20 protein-coding genes are annotated in these 17,708 nt (G+C 76.7%); 8 read left to right on the top strand and 12 right to left on the bottom strand.

Features of this window, described 5'->3' with window-relative positions:
- Positions 1-10: 10 nt before the first annotated feature.
- Both ACI79F_RS12545 and ACI79F_RS12540 read right to left on the bottom strand, forming a co-directional pair.
- Complete coding sequence (locus ACI79F_RS12545) at positions 11-388, bottom strand: YunG family protein (protein WP_456543142.1); 378 nt, start codon at positions 386-388, stop codon at positions 11-13.
- Positions 389-417: 29 nt separating this feature from the next.
- On the bottom strand, positions 418-1,047 hold the full coding sequence (locus tag ACI79F_RS12540) for a TetR/AcrR family transcriptional regulator (RefSeq protein ID WP_456543143.1): 630 nt from the start codon (positions 1,045-1,047) through the stop codon (positions 418-420).
- A 61-nt stretch (positions 1,048-1,108) separates the two neighbouring features.
- On the opposite strand from ACI79F_RS12540, the gene ACI79F_RS12535 reads away from it, so the two are divergent.
- On the top strand, positions 1,109-1,816 hold the full coding sequence (locus tag ACI79F_RS12535) for a hemerythrin domain-containing protein (RefSeq protein WP_456543144.1): 708 nt from the start codon (positions 1,109-1,111) through the stop codon (positions 1,814-1,816).
- Positions 1,813-2,268 (top strand): nitroreductase/quinone reductase family protein, encoded by a 456-nt coding sequence (locus tag ACI79F_RS12530; protein WP_456543145.1) that lies wholly within the window; start codon positions 1,813-1,815, stop codon positions 2,266-2,268. The genes ACI79F_RS12535 and ACI79F_RS12530 overlap by 4 nt, the downstream gene beginning before the upstream one ends.
- Here the strand turns inward: ACI79F_RS12530 and ACI79F_RS12525 are convergent.
- Together ACI79F_RS12525 and ACI79F_RS12520 are read right to left on the bottom strand one after the other, a co-directional pair.
- Positions 2,261-4,147, bottom strand: a complete 1,887-nt coding sequence (locus tag ACI79F_RS12525; RefSeq protein WP_456543146.1) for an ABC transporter ATP-binding protein — start codon at positions 4,145-4,147, stop codon at positions 2,261-2,263. The two genes, ACI79F_RS12530 and ACI79F_RS12525, sit on opposite strands and share 8 nt — an antisense overlap.
- Before the next feature lie 134 nt (positions 4,148-4,281).
- Positions 4,282-4,614 carry a tetratricopeptide repeat protein gene (locus ACI79F_RS12520; protein ID WP_456543147.1) on the bottom strand — a complete coding sequence of 111 codons (333 nt, stop codon included), beginning with the start codon at positions 4,612-4,614 and terminating at the stop codon, positions 4,282-4,284.
- Positions 4,615-4,732: 118 nt separating this feature from the next.
- Between ACI79F_RS12520 and ACI79F_RS12515 the strand changes: the two genes are divergently transcribed.
- Both ACI79F_RS12515 and cobG read left to right on the top strand, forming a co-directional pair.
- Positions 4,733-5,413 carry a DUF4383 domain-containing protein gene (locus tag ACI79F_RS12515; RefSeq protein ID WP_456543148.1) on the top strand — a complete coding sequence of 227 codons (681 nt, stop codon included), beginning with the start codon at positions 4,733-4,735 and terminating at the stop codon, positions 5,411-5,413.
- 84 nt (positions 5,414-5,497) lie between these two features.
- Entirely contained in the window at positions 5,498-6,676 is a 1,179-nt protein-coding gene (gene cobG / locus ACI79F_RS12510; protein ID WP_456543149.1) for a precorrin-3B synthase, read from the top strand.
- Here the strand turns inward: cobG and ACI79F_RS12505 are convergent.
- On the bottom strand, positions 6,673-7,854 hold the full coding sequence (locus ACI79F_RS12505; RefSeq protein WP_456543150.1) for a glucose-1-phosphate adenylyltransferase family protein: 1,182 nt from the start codon (positions 7,852-7,854) through the stop codon (positions 6,673-6,675). The two genes, cobG and ACI79F_RS12505, sit on opposite strands and share 4 nt — an antisense overlap.
- 74 nt (positions 7,855-7,928) lie before the next feature.
- On the opposite strand from ACI79F_RS12505, the gene ACI79F_RS12500 reads away from it, so the two are divergent.
- The 3 genes from ACI79F_RS12500 (at position 7,929) to ACI79F_RS12490 (ending at position 11,385) form a co-directional block, all read left to right on the top strand.
- Complete coding sequence (locus tag ACI79F_RS12500; RefSeq protein WP_456543151.1) at positions 7,929-8,549, top strand: precorrin-8X methylmutase; 621 nt, start codon at positions 7,929-7,931, stop codon at positions 8,547-8,549.
- Positions 8,546-10,051 (top strand): precorrin-2 C(20)-methyltransferase, encoded by a 1,506-nt coding sequence (locus ACI79F_RS12495; protein ID WP_456543152.1) that lies wholly within the window; start codon positions 8,546-8,548, stop codon positions 10,049-10,051. The genes ACI79F_RS12500 and ACI79F_RS12495 overlap by 4 nt, the downstream gene beginning before the upstream one ends.
- 104 nt (positions 10,052-10,155) lie before the next feature.
- Entirely contained in the window at positions 10,156-11,385 is a 1,230-nt protein-coding gene (locus tag ACI79F_RS12490) for an MFS transporter (protein WP_456543153.1), read from the top strand.
- A 3-nt stretch (positions 11,386-11,388) separates the two neighbouring features.
- On the opposite strand, the gene ACI79F_RS12485 is transcribed toward ACI79F_RS12490, so the two are convergent.
- Genes ACI79F_RS12485 through ACI79F_RS12470 form a run of 4 tightly spaced genes read right to left on the bottom strand, consistent with a single transcriptional unit; the run spans position 11,389 to position 13,981 of the window.
- Complete coding sequence (locus tag ACI79F_RS12485; protein ID WP_456543154.1) at positions 11,389-12,009, bottom strand: flavodoxin family protein; 621 nt, start codon at positions 12,007-12,009, stop codon at positions 11,389-11,391.
- A gap of 30 nt (positions 12,010-12,039) precedes the next feature.
- Positions 12,040-12,684, bottom strand: coding sequence for an HAD hydrolase-like protein (locus tag ACI79F_RS12480; RefSeq protein ID WP_456543155.1), 645 nt, complete (start codon positions 12,682-12,684; stop codon positions 12,040-12,042).
- A gap of 14 nt (positions 12,685-12,698) precedes the next feature.
- Positions 12,699-13,193 (bottom strand): FBP domain-containing protein, encoded by a 495-nt coding sequence (locus ACI79F_RS12475; RefSeq protein ID WP_456543156.1) that lies wholly within the window; start codon positions 13,191-13,193, stop codon positions 12,699-12,701.
- A 41-nt stretch (positions 13,194-13,234) separates the two neighbouring features.
- Positions 13,235-13,981, bottom strand: a complete 747-nt coding sequence (locus ACI79F_RS12470) for a cobalt-precorrin-6A reductase (RefSeq protein ID WP_456543157.1) — start codon at positions 13,979-13,981, stop codon at positions 13,235-13,237.
- A gap of 26 nt (positions 13,982-14,007) precedes the next feature.
- Between ACI79F_RS12470 and ACI79F_RS12465 the strand changes: the two genes are divergently transcribed.
- Positions 14,008-15,090 (top strand): cobalt-precorrin-5B (C(1))-methyltransferase, encoded by a 1,083-nt coding sequence (locus ACI79F_RS12465; protein ID WP_456543158.1) that lies wholly within the window; start codon positions 14,008-14,010, stop codon positions 15,088-15,090.
- Between the two features lie 106 nt (positions 15,091-15,196).
- Here ACI79F_RS12465 and cobM read toward each other — a convergent pair whose 3' ends face one another.
- From cobM to def, 3 genes are read right to left on the bottom strand one after another with little or no spacing between them, the layout of a single operon-like run.
- Complete coding sequence (gene cobM, locus ACI79F_RS12460; protein ID WP_456543159.1) at positions 15,197-15,943, bottom strand: precorrin-4 C(11)-methyltransferase; 747 nt, start codon at positions 15,941-15,943, stop codon at positions 15,197-15,199.
- Entirely contained in the window at positions 15,940-17,160 is a 1,221-nt protein-coding gene (cbiE, locus tag ACI79F_RS12455) for a precorrin-6y C5,15-methyltransferase (decarboxylating) subunit CbiE (protein WP_456543160.1), read from the bottom strand. The genes cobM and cbiE overlap by 4 nt, the downstream gene beginning before the upstream one ends.
- Positions 17,157-17,705, bottom strand: coding sequence for a peptide deformylase (def, locus tag ACI79F_RS12450; RefSeq protein WP_456543161.1), 549 nt, complete (start codon positions 17,703-17,705; stop codon positions 17,157-17,159). Before def ends, cbiE begins: the two co-directional genes overlap by 4 nt.
- Positions 17,706-17,708: the final 3 nt, after the last annotated feature.

The raw sequence follows: 17,708 nt of genomic DNA, 5'->3' as shown, positions 1-17,708 counted from the left end.
GCCCCGCGGCTCAGCCCAGCCGGGCGGCGACCGCGGCCCGGAACCGGGCGTACTGCTCGGCCCCTCGGCGCGGCGGGCCGGGCGGCCGGGCCACCACGCGGGGGGCCCGGACGAGTTCGGCGGGCGCGAACTGCTCGCGGGTCAGGTCCACCTCCGAGCCGTCGGGCAGGCGGTTCCACCAGTGCACCCCCTGGCGGGAGCCGTCGGCGCGGAGCACCTCGGCGACCAGCAGGTCCCCGCCGAGGAGGTCCTGCACGGTCAGCGCGGTGACGCCGCACTGGCCGCGGGCGGGGTTCGCGGGCGTCCAGTCGGCCAGGTCGACCTCGTCGCAGGTCGCCTCCGACCAGGCGGCACGGACGGCGGCGGTCACCTCGGGCAGCGTCGGCACGCGCGCAGCATCGCCGGCAGCACCGACACTCAGCGCAGCAGCAGCCGCTCCAGGGCGTCGACCAGGAAGTCGGCGTACTGCTCGACGCTCCAGCCACGCACCCCGACGAGGTTCGCGATCGGCGCGTGCGTGAACAACCCCCAGGCGATGTCCGTGGCCCGGTCGGCGTCGAGCCCCTCCCGCAGCCACGGCTCGAGGGAGCCGATCATCACCCGCTGGTCGGCGTACCGACGGCGCTCGTACTCGGCCCAGGCCCCGGCGATCTCCGCGTCGCCGGCCGCGGCGGCGGCGAAGACCTGGATCATCGGCACCGTCTGCGGGACGTAGCGCAGCACCAGCTCCCGGGCGGCGGCCAGCTTCCCCGCCCGGTCGGGCGCCTCGACCAGCCGGAGGAACAGCTCGCGCTGGGCCAGCGGCGCCTCCTCGTCGTCCCCCACGACGGCCCGGTCGACGCAGGCCAGGAGGAGCGCGGACTTGCCGCCCTGCGCGAAGACCGTCGGCACGGAGACGCCGGCGGCCGCCGCGACGTCCTTCATCGTCGTGCCGGCGTACCCGTGCTCCAGGAAGCAGCGCCCCGCCGCGTCGAGCACCGCGACTCGCGTCTGCCGCGCCTGCTCGGCCCGCAACGAGGAGCGGTAGACCCTCTTGCCCTCCGTCATGCTTCGACCTTACCGTGCCACTGTTCGTTTTACTCAGGCTCTACCCAATATGGAGGACGCCATGACGACCACGGCACCCGCCGTCCCGCAGCTGCTGCTCGAGGGGCAGGCCGCCGCCCCCGAGGGACCCATCGACCTCGCCCCGATGTACCTGATGCACCGCGCGTTCCGGCGGGACACCGCGGCCTTCGCCGCCGCGGTCCCCGCCATCGACGCCGGGGACCGGGACCGGTGGCGCCGGCTGGCGCGCCGGTTCGCCCTCTTCGCCATGATCATCCACAAGCACCACTCCGGCGAGGACCGCGCGATGTGGCCCCTGCTGGCCGAGCGCGGCGCCGACCCCGGCGTCCTCGAGGCGCTGGCGGCCGACCACGCCGGGATCGACCCGCTCCTGACGTCGGTGCAGGCCGACCTGGCGGCCCTGGCCGCGGGCACCGGCGGGCCGGGGACCCGCGACCGGCTCGCCGCGACGACCGCGCGGCTCGACGAGGCCCTGCGGGCCCACCTCGCCCGCGAGGAGGCCGACGGCATGGCGCTGGTGCAGCAGCACCTGACCCCGGAGGACTGGACGCGCCTGGACCGGGAGGTCTTCCAGAAGGACTACACCCCGCGCGAGGTCCCCGCCGTGGCCGGCTGGGTCGCCGCGGGCCTGCCGGAGGAGGCCCTGCGGCGGCTGCCGGACGCCGGGCCGGTGCTGCTGGCGATCGCCCGGTTCATGGGCCGCCGCGCCGCCCGTCGTGACGCGCGCGTTCTGGGCGGTGCGCGGTGACCACGACGACGATGACGCCGAGGGACCGCGCGCTGACCGCGGTCAGCAAGTACGCCGCGAAGGTGCACGTCGCGCTGGTGCGCCGGTCCGGCGGGCGGCTGGTCCGCACGTTCCGCGGCGGCGACCTGCTGCTGCTCACCCACACCGGGCGGGTGTCGGGCCGGACCCTCACCACCCCGGCGCTGTACGTGCGGGACGGCGAGGACTACGTGGTGGCCGCCTCCAACGGCGGCATCGACGCCGAGCCGCAGTGGTGGCTGAACCTGCAGGCCGACCCCCGGGGCGCGGTCGAGGTCGGCGGACGCCGGACCGCGGTGGTCGCGAGCGCCGTCGCCGACGCCGACCGGCAGCGGCTGTGGGACGCGCTCATGGCCAGGTGCGGCGCCTACGACGGCTACCAGGCCTCGGTCTCCCGGCGGATCGCGCTCGTCCGGCTGACGCCGGTCAGCTGACCACCAGCTCGCGGGCGGTCGGGTCCTCGAACTGGGTGCGGTACAGCTGCGCGTAGCGCCCGCCGGCGGCCAGCAGCTCGGCGTGCCGGCCGCGCTCGACGACCCGGCCGGCCTCCAGCACGAGGATGCGGTCGGCGCCGCGGACGGTGGACAGCCGGTGCGCGATGACGATCGCCGTCCGGCCCTCGAGGGCCTCGTCCAGGGCGGCCTGCACCGCCGCCTCGGAGGTGGAGTCCAGGTGCGCGGTCGCCTCGTCCAGCAGCACCACCCGCGGCCGGGCGAGCAGCAGCCGGGCGATGGTCAGCCGCTGCCGCTCGCCGCCCGACAGCCGGTAGCCGCGCTCGCCGACGACGGTGTCCAGGCCGTCGGGCAGCGCGGCGACCAGGTCGGCCAGCCGGGCCCGGGCCAGCGCGGCCCACAGCTCGTCGTCCGTCGCGTCGGGGGCGGCCAGCAGCAGGTTGGACCGCAGCGACTCGTGGAACAGGTGCCCGTCCTGGGTGACCAGGCCCAGCGTCCGGCGGATCGCGGCGAACGACAGGTCGCGGACGTCGACGCCGCCGAGCCGGACCGCCCCGGCGTCGACGTCGTAGAGCCGCGGCAGCAGGGAGGCGATCGTGGACTTGCCCGCACCCGAGGAGCCGACGATCGCCACGACCTGCCCCGGCTCGACGGTGAACGACACGTCGTGCAGGACGTCGACGCCGCCGCGGCCGTCGAGCTGGACGACGTCCTCGAGGGAGGCGAGCGAGACACGGTCGGCGGCCGGGTAGCCGAAGGTGACGGAGTCGAACTCGACCGACACCGGGCCGTCGGGGACGTCGCGGGCGCCGGGCCGCTCGCGGACCAGCGGCACCAGGTCGAGCACCTCGAAGACCCGCTCGAAGCTGACCATCGCCGAGGAGACGTCGACGCGGGCGCCGGCCAGCGCGGTCAGCGGCGCGTACAGCCGGGTCAGCAGCAGCGCCAGCGCGACCACCGCGCCCGGGTCGAGCGACCCCTGCAGCGCGTAGAACCCGCCGAGGCCGTAGACCAGCGCCAGCGCGAGGGCGGAGACGAGCATCAGCGCGCTGACGAAGGCCCACTGCACCATCGCCGTCCGGACGCCGATGTCGCGCACCTTCCGCGCCCGGGCGGCGAACTCCGCCGACTCCCGGTCCGGCCGGCCGAACAGCTTGATCAGGGTGGCCCCGGGTGCGGAGAACCGCTCGGTCGTCTGGTCGGTCATCGCCGCGTTGTGGTCGGCGGCGGCGCGGCCGAGGCCGGCCAGCCGAGCGCCGATCCGCCGGGCGGGGAGGAGGAAGGCCGGCAGGAGCAGCAGCGACAGGACGGTGACCTGCCACGACAGCGTGAGCATGACGGCGCCGGTCAGCAGCAGCGTCACGGTGTTGCTGACGACGCCGGCGAGGGTGTCGCTGAACGCCCGCTGCGCCCCGATGACGTCGTTGTTGAGCCGGGAGACCAGGGCCCCGGTGCGGGTGCGCGTGAAGAAGGCGACCGGCATCCGCTGGACGTGGTCGAAGACGGCGGTGCGCAGGTCGAGGATCAGCCCCTCGCCCAGGCTGGCCGACAGCCAGCGGCCGAGCAGGGACAGCCCGGTCCCGGCGACGGCGAGGACGGCGATGAGCGCCGCCAGCCGGACGACGACCGCGGGGTCGCTGCCCTCGACGATCGCGTCGACGACCCGGCCGGCCAGCAGCGGCGTGGCCACGGTCAGCACCGCCTCGACGACACCGACGGTGACGAAGGCGAGGATCCGGCGGCGGTGCGGCCGGGCGAAGGCGAGCACCCGCCGGACGGTCGCCCGGGAGAACGGGCGGCGCTCGGTGCGGCCGTGCATCGCGTTGGACAGCGCCGACCACGCCGTCATCTCCATGCTCATGTCACCGACGGTAGGAACTCCAGTGCACTGGAGGTCAACGACCGTTCTTGCCCACCTCGCGCCGACACCCCTCCGGGCGACATGGCGGTCCTGCCCGAGGCGGAACCGCCATGTCGCCCAGGAGGCCGGTCAGGTCAGCGGGCGGCGCCGAGGGCGTCGGCGAGCCGGTGGTGGGCGGCGGCCGCGTCCGGGCGGCTCTGCCGCTCCAGCGTCCGGGCCAGCGCGCGCCGCGCCCACCCGTTGGCCGGCGCCAGCTCCACGAGCCGGCCGAGCGCCTCCTCGGCGCGGGACAGCTGGGCGGAGGCGAAGTAGCTGCGGGCCAGGAGCTCGAGCGCGGCCTCGTTGGCCGGCTCGGCCTCGACGACCGGGACCAGGATCCGGGCCGCCTCGGTCGGCTGCCCCATGGAGAGGAACAGGTCCGCGCGCAGGTACTCGGAGTGCAGGTCGAACTCGAACGACTGGGTCATGCCCGGGCAACACGCCGACCCCTCCGAGGATTCCGTCGCGCACGTCCGGGTCGTGCGCATCCGGGTGGCTGCGGCCCGGCGAAGAGCGGGTGTCAGCGACCCACGCGAGGAGACCGCCATGACCCTGCACCTCTCCCGCCCCCACTGGACGCCGCGCACGGGCGGCACCGCCCTCTCGCCGGGCCAGCGCGTCCCGGTCGTGCACCGGGTCGGTGCGCTCGCCGTGGCCGCGGTCATCGCGGTGTTCGGCGTGCTGGGCTTCCTCGACGGCCTGCCGTTCTTCTCCACCGAGGGCGGCCGGGTGCTCGGGCTGAGCTCCAACGGCCTGCTGTCGACGATCTCGGTGGTCACCGCGGCGGTGCTGGTCGCCGCCGCGCTGCGCGGCCCCCGCGTCGCGTCGACGGTGATGATCGCCGTCGGCGCGCTGTTCCTGCTCTCGGCGCTGGCCAACCTCGCGGTGCTGCGCACCGACTGGAACGTGCTGTCGTTCCAGTGGCCCAACGTCGTCTTCTCCGTCGTCGCCGGCCTCGTGCTGCTGCTGCTCGGCGCCTACGGCCGGGTCAGCGGCAACCTGCCGGCCGACAGCCCGTACGCCCGCCCGCCGGCCGACGAGCCCGAGCCGGTGGACGAGTCCCCGTCCACGCGCGAGGAGTACGCCGCGGAGCGGGCGATGCGCGAGGCCGAGATCGCCGTCGTCCAGCGCCGGGCGACGCCGGACCAGCAGCGCCGCGTGGCCGCGATGGCCGAGGTCCGCGGCCGCGCCGACCGCCGCCGGATCTGGATGGCCTTCGACCGGTGACGGCAGGATCGGCCGGGTGACGCCCGGTGGCGGCCCGGCTGGCCGCCGCCGTCCTCGGCTCCCCGACGTAGCCTCGCTGCCGTCATGAGCACCCCGATCCGCGACCGCGCCGACGCCTGCCCGGGCGCGCTGCAGACCCACGCCGCCGCCGACGGCGCGCTGGCCCGCGTGCGCGTGCCCGGCGGACTGCTGACCGCCGCCCAGCTGCGGGTGCTCGCCGCCGCGGCCCGCGACCTCGGCGACGGCGCGCTGGAGCTGACCAGCCGCGGCAACGTGCAGCTGCGCGGGCTTGCTCCGGGCGCGGAGGCCGCGTTGGGCGACCGGCTGGCCGCGGCCGGGCTGCTGCCCAGCGCGACGCACGAGCGGGTGCGCAACGTGCTGGCCAGCACGCTGTCGGGCCGCACCGCCGGCGGGTCCCTCGACGTCACGCCGTGGGTCGCCGCGCTGGACGCCGGGCTGTGCGCCGACCCCGCCCTGGCCGGGCTGCCCGGCCGCTACCTCGCCACGCTCGACGACGGCCGCGGCGACGTCGCCGGCCTCGGCGGGGACGTCGGCCTGGTCGCGCTGGACGCCGGCACGGTCGCGCTCACCCTGGCCGGCGCCGACAGCGGGCTGCGGGCCGCCCCGGCCGACGCGGTGAACCTGGCCCTCGCCGCGACCCGCGCCTTCCTCACCGAGCGCACCGCCCAGGAGAGCAGCGCCTGGCGGCTGGCCGAGCTCGACGACGGTCCCGCCCGGGTGGCCGAGCGGCTCACGGCCTCCTGGCCGGTGGGCGTCTCGCGCGCGGAGCGCTCCCCCCGGGAGGCACTCCCGCGGGCCGGCCGCTCCCCCGCCGCCGGCGAGGTCGCCCAACCGGACGGGCGGACCGCACTCGTGGCGGTGGTGCCGCTGGGCCGGCTGACCGCCGACCAGGCCGGGCTACTCGCCGATCTGGCGCCGGCCGGGCTGCAGGTCACCCCGTGGCGGGCGGTCGCCGTCCCCGACCTGACCGACGCGGCCGCCGCAGCCGCCGCGCTCACCGCCGCGGGCCTCGTGCTCGACCCGGACAGCCCGTGGCTGCGGGTCACCGCCTGCGCCGGGCGGCCCGGCTGCGCGAAGTCGCTGTCCGACGTGCGGGCCGACGCCGCGCACGCCGTCGCCGCGGGCACGCTCCCGGCCGGCGGCGCGCGCCAGCACTGGGCCGGGTGCGGACGCCGCTGCGGCCGGCCCCGCGGCGAGGTCGTGGACGTCGTCGCGACCGGCAGCGGCTACGCGATCGGCTAGTCCGCCTCCGGGTCGGGGTGGCGGGCGCCGGCGGGGATCTTCGCGCCGTCCTCGACCCGCACCGCGCGGCCCAGCAGCGTGACGTCGCCGTCCCCGCCGACCGTGGCGTCCCGGCCGACCTCCACCGCGTCGTCGACCACGGTCCGGGTCACCGTCGCGCCCGCGCGCACCCGGACGCCGGGGAGCAGCACCGAGTCCACGACCGTCGCGCCGGCCTCCACGACGACGCCGGGCGAGAGCACCGACCCGCGCACGTCGCCGGAGACCCGGGTGCCGCCGGAGAGCAGGCTGTTCTCGATCCGCCCGTCGTCGAGCACCCGCGCGGCGCTGTGCCGGCCGCCCCGGGTGTGCACCGGCCACGACCGCTCGTCGAGGTCGATCGGCGGCTCCTCGGAGAGGAAGTCCTGGTGCGCCTCCCAGTAGGCCGTCACCGTGCCGACGTCGCGCCAGTAGCCCGCCAGCGGGTACGCGCTGGCGACGCCGTCGCGGGCCTGGGCGGGCAGCAGGTGCGAGCCGAGGTCCTCCAGCCCGTCCTCGCCGACGTCGGCGGCCAGCGCCTCCAGCCGGTCGAGGGTCTGCCGCGGGCTGAACACGAAGACCTCGTTGGTGGCGGTCGTCGTCGCCGGCTCGTCGGGCTTGTAGGCGTAGTCCTCGACCCGGCCGCCGTCCCCGACCCGGACGATGCCGTAGCGCGCGGCGTCGTCGGCGGCGACCTCGGTGGTCACCATCGTCACCTCCGCGCCGGACCCGAGGTGGGCGTCGACGACCTCGCGGTAGTCCAACTTGTAGACCGCGTCCGAGCTGACGACGACCAGCGCGTCGGGGTCGAAGCCGCGGACGTGCTCGGCCTGCCGCCACAGCCCGTCGGCGGTGCCCTCGGTCCAGCCGCCGCGCTCGTCGCCCTGGAACGGCGGCAGCATCATCAGCCCGCCGGTGGTGCGGTCGAGGTCCCAGGGGCGGCCGTTGGCGAGGTGCTCAGCCACCGACTGCGGCTGGTACTGCACCGACACCCACACGTCGGCGATGCCGGAGTGCTCGCAGTTGGACAGCGGGAAGTCGATGAGCCGGTAGACCCCGGCGAAGGGCACCGCGGGCTTGGCCCGGGTCTCGGTCAGCAGTTCGAGACGGTTGCCCTTGCCGCCGGCGAGGACGAGGACGAGGACCCGGGGGAGCGCCATGCGCCCGCCCCTACCCGCGCCGGCCGGGCTCCCGAACCCGACACCCCGGGAGCCGCGACGTAGCCTCCTCGCCGATGTACGCCTACGAGAAGGACGGCGCCGAGATCTACCGGCAGTCGTTCGCCACCATCCGCGCCGAGGCCGACCTGGCCGGCCTGCCGGCGGACCTGGCCCGGGTGGTCGTGCGGATGATCCACGCCTGCGGCCAGGTCGACCTGGTGGCCGACGTCGCCGCCTCCCCCGCCGTCGTCTCCCGCGCCCGCGCCGCCCTCGACGCCGGCGCCCCGGTCCTCTGCGACGCGCAGATGGTGGCCTCCGGCGTCACCCGCAGGCGGCTGCCGGCCGGCAACGACGTCGTCTGCACGCTGAACGACCCGCGCGTGCCCGACCTCGCGCAGCAGCTGGGCACCACCCGCAGCGCCGCGGCGCTGGAGCTGTGGCGCGACCGGCTCGACGGGGCCGTGGTGGCCATCGGCAACGCGCCGACGGCGCTGTTCCACCTGCTGGAGATGGTCGCGGCCGGCGCGCCGCGGCCGGCCGCCGTCCTCGGCATCCCGGTCGGCTTCATCGGCGCCGCGGAGTCCAAGGAGGCGCTGGCCGCCACCGACCTCGAGCACCTCGTGGTGCGCGGGCGGCGGGGCGGCAGCGCGATCACCGCGGCCGCCGTGAACGCGATCGCGAGCGACGCCGAATGACCGGCCGCCTCTACGGCGTGGGGCTGGGCCCCGGCGACCCGGAGCTCGTGACGGTCAAGGCCGCGCGGCTGATCGGCGCGGCCGACGTCGTCGCCTTCCACGCGGCGCAGCACGGCCGGTCGGTGGCCCGCGCCCTGGCCGCGCCGTACCTGCGGGCGGGCCAGGTCGAGGAGCTGCTGGTCTACCCGGTGACCACCGAGACCACCGACCACCCCGGCGGCTACCAAGGCGCCATCGACGAGTTCTACGAGGCAGCCGCCGCGCGGCTGGCCGCGCACCTGGACGCCGGGCGGGACGTCGTCGTCCTCGCCGAGGGCGACCCGTTCTTCTACGGCTCGTACATGCACATGCACAAGCGGCTGGCCTCCCGGTACCCGACCGAGGTCGTGCCCGGCGTGACCAGCGTCAGCGGCGCCGCCGCGGTGGTCGGCCGGCCGCTGGTGGAGCGCGACGAGGTGCTCACCGTGCTGCCGGGCACGCTGCCCGCCGAGGAGCTCGCCGAGTGGCTGGCGACCACCGACTCGGCCGCGGTGATGAAGCTCGGCCGCACGTTCCCCCAGGTGCGCGACGCGTTCGAGGCCGCCGGGGTGCTCGACCGCGCGCTGTACGTGGAGCGGGCCACCACCGAGCGGCAGCGCACCATGCCGCTGGCCGAGGTCGACCCGGCGACGGTGCCCTACTTCTCCCTCGCGCTGCTGCCCAGCCCGCTCACCGAGCCGACTCCGGGCCCCGAGCAGTACGACGAGGACCGCCCCCGCACCGGTGAGGTGGTCGTGGTCGGCCTGGGCCCCGGCCAGCGCTCCTGGACGACGCCGGAGGCCGCGGCCGCCCTGGCCGCTGCCGACGACCTGGTGGGCTACGGCCCCTACCTGGACCGGGTCGAGGTCAACCCGCGGCAGACCCGGCACCCCAGCGACAACCGGGTCGAGGCCGAGCGGGCCGCGCACGCGCTGGAGCTGGCCCGCGCCGGGCGGCGGGTCGCGGTCGTCTCCAGCGGCGACCCCGGCGTCTTCGCGATGGCCGCCGCGGTGCTCGAGGTCGCCGGCCGGCCGGAGTACGCGGGCGTCGCCGTCCGCGTGCTGCCCGGGCTGACCGCCGCGCAGGCGGTCGCCTCTCGCGTGGGCGCACCGCTGGGCCACGACTTCGCCGTGATCAGCCTGTCCGACGTCCTCAAGCCGTGGGAGGTCGTGCTCGACCGGCTGCGGCACGCGGCCGAGGCCGACCTGGTGCTGGCGCTGTACAACCCCCGTTCGAAGGCGCGGCCGCACCAGCTCGGCGAGGCGCAGAAGACGCTGCTCGAGGTCCGCGACGCCGACACCGTCGTGGTGGTCGGCCGCGACGTCGGCGGGCCGGCCGAGGAGGTGCGGGTCACGACGCTGGGCGGGCTGGACCCGGAGACGGTCGACATGCGCTGCCTCGTACTGGTCGGCTCCTCGCGCACCCGGGTCGGCCCGGGCGGCGCCGTCTACACCCCGCGCACCTACCCGTCCGCCGAGGCATAGGAAGCAACACCCACGTCCTCGGGCCCGGGACGTGCGTATCGCTTCCTGTGCCTGACACGCCGGGGGTCGGAATGCGCGGCGGATCCTTCGCCTTGCTCACGGTCGTGCCCTCCCCGACGCTCGCGCGGACGCCCGCGTTCTGGTCCGTGGCCTGCATGCTGCTGCTCGCGCTGGGCGCGTCCGGGGCCCCCACGCCGCTGTTCCGCGTCTACCAGGAGCGGTTCGACTTCAGCTCCGGCGTGCTGACCGTCGTGTTCGGGGTGTACGCGTTCGCGCTGCTGCTGGCGCTGCTCGTCGTCGGCGGGCTGTCCGACCACGTGGGCCGGCGCCCGGTCCTGGTCACCGGCCTGCTGCTCATGGCCGGGTCGATGGTGCTGTTCCTCGCCGCCGACGGGGTCGCCTGGCTGATCGCCGCGCGCGTGCTGCAGGGGCTGGCCATGGGCTCGCTCACCGGGACCCTCGGCGCCGCGCTGCTGGACACCCAGCACGCCGACCGCCCGCTCGGCCCGGTGATCAACAGCGCCTCGCCCGGCATCGGCCTGTCGGCGGGGGCGGTGCTGTCCGGGCTGATCCTGGAGTTCGTCCCCTCCCCCACCAGCTGGGTGTTCGGGGTGCTCACCGCCGCGCTGCTGCTGGCCGCGGCCGCCGTCCTCGTGCTGCCCGAGACCTCTCCGCGGCGGCCCGGCGCGCGCGAGTCGCTGCGCCCCCGGGTGCGGGTGCCGCAGCCACAGCGGGCGGCGTTCCTGACCGCGCTGCCCGTGGTCGTCGCCGGCTGGGCGCTCGGCGCGCTCTACCAGTCGCTGGGCCCGTCGATGATGGACACGGTCTTCGGCATCGACGACCACCTGGTCGGCGCCCTGCTGGTGCTGGCGGTGCAGGGCTCGTCCGGCATCGCGGCGGTCTCCGCCCGCGGGCTGCCGGCCGAGCGGGCCATGGTCGGCGGCGCCCTGACGCTGGCCGCGGGGGTGACCGGCACGGTCGTGGCGATGACGACGGCCGCCGTCCCGGTGCTCTTCGGCGCGGCCGTCGTCGCCGGGATCGGCCTGGGCACGGTGTTCCTGGGCACGATGGCCAGCGTCACCGCGGGCGTCGACCCCGGGGAGCGGGCCGGTCTCATCTCCGCGATCTTCGTCGTCGGCTACCTCAGCTTCAGCGCGCCGACCATCCTCGCCGGGTTCGCCGCGTCGGTGTGGTCGCTGCAGACGGTCGCCGTCGTCTACTCGGTGCTGCTGGTGCTGCTCGCCCTGGCCGCGGTCGCCGCGATCACGCTGCGCCGGCGGTCGGCCGACCGCGCGGTGGCCGAGGCCGAGCCCGCGCAGCCGATCGCCGCCTGAGGATCACCGCCCCGGGTAGGGGGTGGCCTTCAGCGCCCGCGCCAGGTGCGCGGCGTTCTCCGCGAGCGTCGTCGTGGTCGAGGCGACCGCCTCCGGGGTCTCCTCCAGGTCGAGGTAGTCGCGGCTGCCCATCGCCTCGTCGTTCCAGTACGTCCCGCCCTGCGCGGGGATCGTGAAGCCGATGTCGTTGAGGCCCTGCATCAGGTCAGCGGTGATCTTGTGCGCGCCGTCCTCGTTGCCGACGACGGCGGTGACCGCGACCTTGCCGGTGACCAGCGGCCGGCCGGAGTCGTCGGTCTCGGACAGCTCGCCGTCCAGCCGCTCCAGCACCCGCTGCGCGACGCTGCTCATGTGCCCGACCCAGGTGGGCGTCGAGACGACCAGGATGTCGGCGGCCATCATCCGCTCGCGGATCGCCGGCCAGGCGTCGCCCTCGCCCATGTCGACCTCGACGCCGGGCCGCACGTCGTGGTCGACGACGCGGACGACGTCCCCGCTCACCCCGTGCTCGGCGAGGGCGTCGAGCACCTCGCGGGCCATCTTCTCGCTGCTCGAGGGCTTCGGGGACGGCGACAGCGTGCAGACGAGGGCCAGGGCGGACAGGGGCGACGCGGTCTCGGTCATGCACCGGCTCCTGCCCCGGTCGGTTGTGCGCTACACGTCGGCGAGCAGCGCGCTGACCTGGGCGGGTGTCGCCGCGACGGCCGCGGCGCCGGCCGCGCGCAGCTCCGCGGGCGCCGGCCCCCAGCCGGCGCCGATGCACGGCAGCCCGTGCGCCGCCGCGCCCAGGACGTCGTGCTCCCGGTCGCCGACGAGCACCGGGTCCCGGCCGCCGGGGTGCGCGGCGAGCGCGGCGGCGACCACCTGGTCCTTGTGCCGCACCCTCCCGTCGAGGGTCGCGCCGTGTATCGAGTCGAAGGCGCCGAGCAGGCCGGTGTGCTCCAGCACCCGGACGGCGAACGGCTCGGGCTTGCTCGTGGCGACGGCGAGGACGGCGCCGGCCGCCCGCAGGCCGGCCAGCAGCTCCGGGACGCCGTCGTACACCGCGACGTCGAGCAGCGCCCCGGCCGCGTAGTGCGCCCGGTAGGCGGCGACCGCGCGCGGGACGTCGTCCGGGCCCACGCCGAGCACGGCGGCGAACCCGTCCTGCAGCGGCGGGCCGACCATGCCGCGCAGCTGGGCCCCGGTGGGCTCCGGCAGGCCCAGCGCGGCCGCCGCCACCCGGACCGAGGCCCAGATGCCCGGTGTCGAGTCGACCAGGGTGCCGTCGAGGTCGAACAGCACCAGCCGCCCGTCCATGGCCGGCGCGCCGCTCAGGGCCGGCGCACCGAGTCGAGGAAGCCGTGCACCCGCCGGCGCAGCTCCGCCGTCCGCTCGGCGACGACCTCGCCGGGGTCCCGGTCGGCCAGCCACGGCGGGATCTCGGTCCGCGCCCGGTGCGCGCACTGCAGGTCGGCGCAGACGTAGGTGCCGACGGTGTTGCCGTTGCGCCCGGCCTCGCCGATCCGGCGGGCGGTGAACAGCGAGACGGCGTCGCCGGTCTGCGCCGTCTGGCACAGCAGGCACATGGCCGCCGTCCGGCTGGACATCCGGGTGTCCGCCGCGCGCAGCGCGACGCCGACCGGCCGCCCCTCGGCGGGGACGACGAGGTAGCCGCGCAGCGGCGCCTTCGGGTCGCGCCAGCCCAGCAGCTCCAGCTCCTCCCACGGCAGCGCCTCGAAGTCGCGGGGCAGGGTCATGGCGTTGGCCTCGCCCTTGGAGCAGTTGACGAAGGACCGGCGCACCTGCTGCTCGGTCAGGGGTTCCACGGGTGCTGCGCTCCTGTCGGTGGTGCTCGATGTGCCGCCGGTCAGTCTCCCTGCGCGCGCGAGCCCTTTTCCGCGACCCAGGCCAGCGCCTCCTCCACCGTCGCGGCCACGGGCACGCCGGCCGGCAGCGGCGGACGGCGGACCAGCACCACCGGGACGCCGAGGTCGCGGGCCGCGGTGAGCTTGGCGGCGGTCATCGAGCCGCCGCTGTCCTTGGTGACGACGACGTCGACGGCGTGCTGCCGCATCAGCGCCGTCTCCTCCTCCACCGTGAACGGCCCGCGGGCCAGGACGACGGTGCACCGGGCCGGCAGCGGCGGCTCCGGCGGGTCGACCGACCGCACCAGCACCGCGCCGGTCAGCCCCGCGAAGGCGGCGAGCCCCTGCCGGCCGGTGGTGACGAACACCGACGCGGCGCCGGCGACGGCCTCCGCCGCCGCGTCGAGCGAGGCCACCCACCGCCAGTCGTCGCCGGGGCCGGCCGTCCAGCCGGGGCGCTGCAGCCGCAGCAGCGGGGTGCCGGTGGCCGCGGCGGCCGCGGCGGCGTTCGCGGTCATCCCGGCGGCGAAGGGGTGGGTGGCGTCGACGACGACGTCCACCTCGGCCAGCGCCTGCGCCAGGCCCTCCACGCCGCCGAACCCGCCGACCCGCACCCGGCCGGGCGGCAGCACAGGGTCGGCGACCCGGCCGGCCAGCGAGCTGAGCACGTCGGCGCCCGACTCGACCAGCGCGGTGGCCAGCCGCCGCGCCTCGCCGGTGCCGCCGAGGACGAGCACCCGGCGGTTCACGCCCGGCCGCCAGGCATGCTTCTCCCGTGAGCAGGGAGGGCGCCGGGCTGCGGCACGGCTGGACGACGGGCGCCTGCGCGACCGCCGCGGCCGCCGCCGCCTACACCGCGCTGCTCACCGGGGAGTTCCCCGACCCGGTGACGATCGACCTGCCGAACGACCGGCACCCCTCGTTCGCGCTGGCCCGCGAGGCGCTCGTGCCCGGCGCCGAGGCCACGGTCGGGATCGTCAAGGACGCCGGCGACGACCCCGACGTCACGCACGGCGCGCTGGTCTCCTCCCGGGTGCTGCCGGCCCCGCCGGGCAGCGGGGTGACCTTCCGCGCCGGCCCCGGCGTCGGCACGGTGACCAAGCCCGGGCTGCCGCTGGCGGTCGGCGAGCCGGCGATCAACCCGATGCCGCGGAAGTTCATCGCCGAGCACGTCGCCGCGGTCGCGGCGCGGCACGGCGGCACCGGCGACGTCGTCGTCGAGGTGGCGGTGGAGAACGGCGAGGAGCTGGCCCGCAGGACCTGGAACCCGCGGCTGGGCATCCTCGGCGGGCTGTCGATCCTCGGCACGACCGGCGTCGTCGTCCCCTACTCGTGCTCGTCGTGGATCGACTCGATCCGCCGCGGCATCGACGTGGCCCGGGCCGCCGGGCGCACCCACGTGGCCGGCTGCACCGGCTCCACGAGCGAGCGGGTCGCGCAGGAGCTGCACGGGCTGCCCGAGGACGCCCTGCTGGACATGGGCGACTTCGCCGGCGCGGTGCTCAAGTACCTGCGCCGGCACCCCGTGCCCCGGCTGACCGTCGCCGGCGGCATCGGGAAGCTGGCCAAGCTCGCCGAGGGGCACCTGGACCTGCACTCGGCCCGCTCGCAGGTGTCGTTCGAGGCGCTGGCGGCGCTGGTCCGCGACGCCGGGGGCGCGCCCGAGCTGGTCGAGGCGGTGCGCGGGGCGAACACCGCCCTCGACGCGCTGCAGCGGTGCCAGGCTGCCGGGCTGCCGCTGGGCGACCTCGTGGCCGCCGGCGCCCGGCAGACCGCGCTGGGGGTGCTGCGCGGCGCGCCGGTCGAGGTGGACGTCGTGGTGATCGACCGCGCCGGCACGATCGTCGGCCGCGCCTGAGGAGGGACCCCGCTGCCCCTCAGGCCCCGCTGCAGGGGCCCGCCGCGAGCTCGCGAGCGGTGGGGGGCGGCGGGGTCCTTCGAGAGCGCGGCCGCCGCCGGGCAGGTCACGCACCGCGGGTGCGGTTCGTGGAGTAGAGGTGGCTGTCGGGGAACTGCTCGGCGGCCAGGGCGGGGCCGACGACCACGACCGCCGTCCGCCTGATCCCTGCCTCGGCCACCTGGCCGGCGATGTCGGCCAGCGTGCCGCGCAGCACGACCTCGTCCGCCCGGCTGGCGTAGGCGACGACGGCGGCCGGGCAGCCGGGCCCGTAGTGCTCCGCCAGCTCCGGGGCGAGCTCGTCCAGCCGCTGCACGGCCAGGTGCAGCACGAGCGTGGCCCCGGTCGCGGCGTAGGCGGCCAGCGTCTCCCCCGGCGGCATCGGCGTGGACCGCGCCGAGGTCCGGGTGAGGACGACGGTCTGCGCCACCCCCGGCACGGTGAGCTCCCGCTTGAGCGCGGCGGCGGCCGCGGCGAACGCCGGGACCCCCGGCACCACCTCGTAGGGCACTCCCGCGGCGTCGAGCCGGCGCATCTGCTCGGCCATCGCGCTGTACACCGACGGGTCGCCGGAGTGCAGCCGGGCCACGTCGAGGCCGGCCTCGTGCGCGGCGACCAGCTCGGCGGTGATCCGGTCGAGGTCCAGGTCGGCGGTGTCGACCAGCCGGGCACCGGCCGGGGCGGTGTCGAGCAGCTCCCGCGGCACCAGCGCGCCGGCGTAGAGGCAGACCGGGGCCGACGCGATCAGCCGCGCCGCGCGGAGGGTGACGAGGTCGGCGGCCCCCGGCCCCGCCCCGATGAAGAACACCGTCACCGGGTGACGCTCCAGATGGTCACCGGCATCGCCGCGCGCCAGCCGGTGAACGAGCCGACCGGCTCGGCCCGCTGGACGGCGACGCGCACCAGCTCCCCGCCCACCCGGGCGTGCCAGGTCGCCAGCACCGCCTCGCTCTCCACGGTGACCGCGTTGGCCACCAGCCGGCCGCCGGGCGGCAGCGCCTCCCAGCAGGTCTCCAGCACCAGCGGGGTGGTCAGCCCGCCGCCGATGAAGACGGCGTCCGGCGCGCCGAGCCGGCCCAGCACGTCGGGCGCGTGCCCGTGCACCACGCGCAGGTAGGGGACGCCGAGGCGGGTGGCGTTGCGGACGATCCGCGCCGCCCGCTCCTCGTCGGCCTCGACCGCGACCGCCCGGCAGTTCGGGTGCGCGCGCATCCACTCGATGCCGATGGAGCCCGAGCCCGCGCCGACGTCCCACAGCAGCTGCCCGGGGACGGCGGCCAGCCGCGCCAGCGTGATCGCCCGGACCTCGGACTTGGTCAGCTGCCCGTCGGACTCGTAGGCGCCGTCGGGCAGGCCCGGCGTGGTGGGCAGCGGCATCGTCCCGCGCTCGGCGCGGCACTCGACCGCGGTCACCACCAGCGCCGGCGCCGGCTGCGACCAGGTGGCTGCCGTCCCGGTGCGGACGGTCTCCTCGGGGCCGCCCAGCCCGCCGAGCACGGTGACGGTGCTCAGCCCGTACCCGCGGTCGGACAGCAGCCGGGCGACCTGCGCCGGCGTCTCGCCGTCGGAGCCCAGCACCAGCAGCCGGGCGCCGGGCTGCACGTGCGGGTGCAGCAGCTCCAGCGGCCGGCCGACCAGGCTGACCACGCAGGTGTCCTCGACCGCCCAGCCCATCCGCGCGCAGGCCAGCGACACCGACGACGGCGCCGGCAGCACCCGGACGCGCGCGGCGCCGAGCAGCCGGGTGAGCGTGGTGCCGATGCCGGACAGCATCGGGTCGCCGCTGGCGAGGACGACGACGGCCCGGCCGGCGTGCTCCTCGACCAGCCCCGGCAGCGCCTCGGACAGCGGCGAGGGCCACGGCACCCGCTCGGCGGTGACCGAGTCGGGCACCAGGGCCAGCTGCCGCGCGCTGCCCAGCAGCACCTCGGCCCGCTCCACCTCCGCCCGGGAGGTGGGGGCCAGCCCGTCCCAGCCGTCGGCGCCGATGCCGACGACGACGATCGGGGTCTGCGTCGCGACCTCGGTCACGACCCCGCTCCCTGGCGGGACTCCGCCAGCAGCCGCTCGCGCTGCTCCTCCGGCAGCCGGTCGACGTAGACGGTGCCGTCGAGGTGGTCGACCTCGTGCTGCAGGCAGCGGGCCGCCATCCCGGTGGCCTCGATGCTCACCGGCTGCCCGTCCGCGTCGACGCCGTCCACCCGCGCCCGGAACGCCCGGGCCAGCTCGGCGTACGGGCCCGGGACCGACAGGCAGCCCTCCTCGGTGACCTCCTCGGCCGGCTCCCCCTCGACCGGCTCGAGGACCGTCAGCACCGGGTTGACCACGTAGCCGACGACGTCCTCGCCGGCCGCGTCGGGGCAGTCGATGACGAACACCCGCGCGTCGACGCCGATCTGGTTGGCGGCCAGGCCGACGCCGTCGGCGGCCTCCATGCTGGCGAACATGTCGAGCACGAGCCGGCGCAGGTCGCGGCCGAACTCGGTGACCGGCGCGCACGGCCGGTGCAGCACGGGGTTGCTGCCGTAGGTGACGATCGGCCGGGCGACGCCGTCGTAACGGCCGGGCAGGCGCATGCC

Source organism: Blastococcus sp. SYSU D00868, from assembly GCF_054050575.1.
This window is presented reverse-complemented; position numbering and strand designations above follow the sequence as displayed.

Coding starts and splice junctions, on each gene's coding strand:
- ACI79F_RS12540 (WP_456543143.1), bottom strand. CDS start 1,047: ATGACGGAGGGCAAGAGGGTCTACCGCTCCTCGTTGCGGGCCGAGCAG.
- ACI79F_RS12535 (WP_456543144.1), top strand. CDS start 1,109: ATGACGACCACGGCACCCGCCGTCCCGCAGCTGCTGCTCGAGGGGCAG.
- ACI79F_RS12525 (WP_456543146.1), bottom strand. CDS start 4,147: ATGAGCATGGAGATGACGGCGTGGTCGGCGCTGTCCAACGCGATGCAC.
- ACI79F_RS12520 (WP_456543147.1), bottom strand. CDS start 4,614: ATGACCCAGTCGTTCGAGTTCGACCTGCACTCCGAGTACCTGCGCGCG.
- ACI79F_RS12515 (WP_456543148.1), top strand. CDS start 4,733: ATGACCCTGCACCTCTCCCGCCCCCACTGGACGCCGCGCACGGGCGGC.
- cobG (WP_456543149.1), top strand. CDS start 5,498: ATGAGCACCCCGATCCGCGACCGCGCCGACGCCTGCCCGGGCGCGCTG.
- ACI79F_RS12505 (WP_456543150.1), bottom strand. CDS start 7,854: ATGGCGCTCCCCCGGGTCCTCGTCCTCGTCCTCGCCGGCGGCAAGGGC.
- ACI79F_RS12500 (WP_456543151.1), top strand. CDS start 7,929: ATGTACGCCTACGAGAAGGACGGCGCCGAGATCTACCGGCAGTCGTTC.
- ACI79F_RS12495 (WP_456543152.1), top strand. CDS start 8,546: ATGACCGGCCGCCTCTACGGCGTGGGGCTGGGCCCCGGCGACCCGGAG.
- ACI79F_RS12485 (WP_456543154.1), bottom strand. CDS start 12,009: ATGACCGAGACCGCGTCGCCCCTGTCCGCCCTGGCCCTCGTCTGCACG.
- ACI79F_RS12480 (WP_456543155.1), bottom strand. CDS start 12,684: ATGGACGGGCGGCTGGTGCTGTTCGACCTCGACGGCACCCTGGTCGAC.
- def (WP_456543161.1), bottom strand. CDS start 17,705: ATGCGCCTGCCCGGCCGTTACGACGGCGTCGCCCGGCCGATCGTCACC.